We start from the raw sequence: 1925 nt of genomic DNA on the forward strand, positions 1-1925 counted from the left end.
GGGCGTCGCGTGGACCGTTGTGACGACGAGGTGGAGCACCTCAAGCGGTTCGTTCAGGGTGTCAAGGAGCATCGATGGTCGTCGCACTGGCATGCGCCGACCGGCTGCGTCACGGCGTATGGCCGGACTGGGCCGATCAAAACGCGCCAGCGATCACTTCCGCTGTAGGCCGGGGGCCGGGGTAGGAGTGGTCAGCCCGGCGCAGGAGGATCGAAGGTCAACGTGTCGCCCACTTCGATGAGGATCGGCAGGGGCCACCGCGCGTGGTTCAACAGGTTTTATGGTTCGGTACAGGCATCCACCGGCCAATTTTCCTCGGCTTACCGTCGTCCATGAGAACACCGCGGTGATCGAGGACGGCCTGATGATCGAGGATCGCACGGTTGCCGTACATGATGATCCAGTTACCGGGCCAGCGTAGGTCAGGCTCCGGCGGCCGTTCGGCCCGACGCTCGGCGCGGCCGTCAACATCGGGGATGCCGGTGTCGAGCTGGTGGAGAAAGTTCGCGTCGATGCCGATGCTGATGTCTGGCCAGTGGCCTTCCCCCGCGGCACTCTCCCGGATGCGCAGAGCCAGGCAGAAGCCGGTCCCGGTGACCCCGGCGAGGCCGACCTGGTAGACGAATCCGTCGCCGACATAAACGCCCCGGATGGCGTCCAGGATTTTCACAGCCCGGTAGGCCTCTTTGACGAGCTGCCCGGAGCCGAGCCATACGAAATGGGCCGCATATTCGATTGCTTTCCATGCGGAAGCTTCGGCGACCTTTCCGGCGGTTTCGCGAAAGAGTGACCTGCCGACGGGTCGGCCTTCCTTGTGGCGTTCGCGTTGCAGGTCTGTATCTCGAATCTCGAACGCGTCGGTGCACGCGGCACCCGGCTCGACTTCGACGGGGACGCCTTGGGCGGTCGGGCGGTCGTCGGGAACCTCGAAGAGGGCGGCTTGGGCGGTCGTGCGCTTGCGGGGAACCGTGAATTCGCCGCATTTGTCGCCCACCGATTCTGGGCTGATGATCTTGTCCAGTTGGGTCCTGACGGTGCTGACCTTGGGCGCATGTTCGTACCGGTTGTTGCTACCGTGTTCGCCTCTCTCGATACCCATGCCATCAGCGTGACACACCGCCGATCGTGTCGACGCCGGCTGCTGTCGGCCGTCTGATGGATGTGTTCGGTATTGCCGGCGCGGTCGTCCAGGGCGGCGCGGTCGGGGTGCTGATCCTCGCCGTCCTCGGGATTCTCACCGGTCGAATCGTGCTGGTCCGCACGGTGGACCGGCTGGAGAAGGTCTATATGGAGCAGCTCGAAAAGGAGAAGAGAGCCGCGGCGACGAGTGACGGGCGGCGGCGCAGGCACAGGACGCCCGCAACGATCTGCTCTCCGGGCAGGTGGCGCAGTTGCTCGACGCCGCGCGCACGACGAACGCTCTGATCGAGGGGCTGCGCCGGGCGAGCCAGGAGCGGCGCCGATGAGATGGCCATGGAGCAAGGAGCACCAGCCCTCACCGCCGCCCGATGACGTCGCCGATGCGGTCCTGGCCCGGCGTCACGCCGAGGCTGCGCTCGAGCGCGAGCGGGGGGCGAACCCCGGGAGATCAGGCATGTGGCCGTCCAGAGTCGCCGTCACGGAGCGGTGAACCACTTCGCGCAGTTGATCGCCGAGACGTTCCGGGGGTGAGCCGGTGACTTCCTGCCAGACCGTTTCGGCCTCGCCCTGGGTGAATGCGGCCATCATCGCGACCGCTGCCGGCGCGCTGGTGTTCGTTACCGGTTACGCGTGGCGCACGCGGGGCGCGTGGCGGGACAGTCCGGTCGGCCGCAACGTGATGGCGCTTATGACCGTCATCCTGGTCGTATCGGCGCTGGCCGTCACCTCGATCGTGTGGGGCACCGAGTGGCCGCACCGCAACGTGATCCGGTTTGTCGCGTGGG

Annotated in this window: 3 protein-coding genes; 2 read left to right on the plus strand and 1 reads right to left on the minus strand. The window is 66.4% G+C overall.

The features are described 5' to 3' along the window. Window positions 1-268: 268 nt before the first annotated feature. Entirely contained in the window at window positions 269-1099 is an 831-nt protein-coding gene (locus ACIA5D_RS51725) for a hypothetical protein (RefSeq protein ID WP_396038118.1), read from the minus strand. Window positions 1100-1125: 26 nt separating this feature from the next. Between ACIA5D_RS51725 and ACIA5D_RS51730 the strand changes: the two genes are divergently transcribed. Both ACIA5D_RS51730 and ACIA5D_RS51735 read left to right on the plus strand, forming a co-directional pair. Continuing rightward, window positions 1126-1425 (plus strand): hypothetical protein, encoded by a 300-nt coding sequence (locus ACIA5D_RS51730; RefSeq protein ID WP_396038119.1) that lies wholly within the window; start codon window positions 1126-1128, stop codon window positions 1423-1425. A 250-nt stretch (window positions 1426-1675) separates the two neighbouring features. Beyond that, window positions 1676-1925, plus strand: a 250-nt coding sequence (locus ACIA5D_RS51735; protein WP_396038120.1) for a hypothetical protein, incomplete at its 3' end; no start/stop codon positions are given.

The sequence above is a fragment of the Actinoplanes sp. NPDC051513 genome (genome assembly GCF_044454685.1).
Taxonomy (GTDB): Bacteria; Actinomycetota; Actinomycetes; order Mycobacteriales; family Micromonosporaceae; genus Actinoplanes.

Excerpts from the sequence above, each read along its gene's own strand:
- ACIA5D_RS51725 (WP_396038118.1), bottom strand. The coding sequence starts at position 1,099 with ATGGGTATCGAGAGAGGCGAACACGGTAGCAACAACCGGTACGAACAT.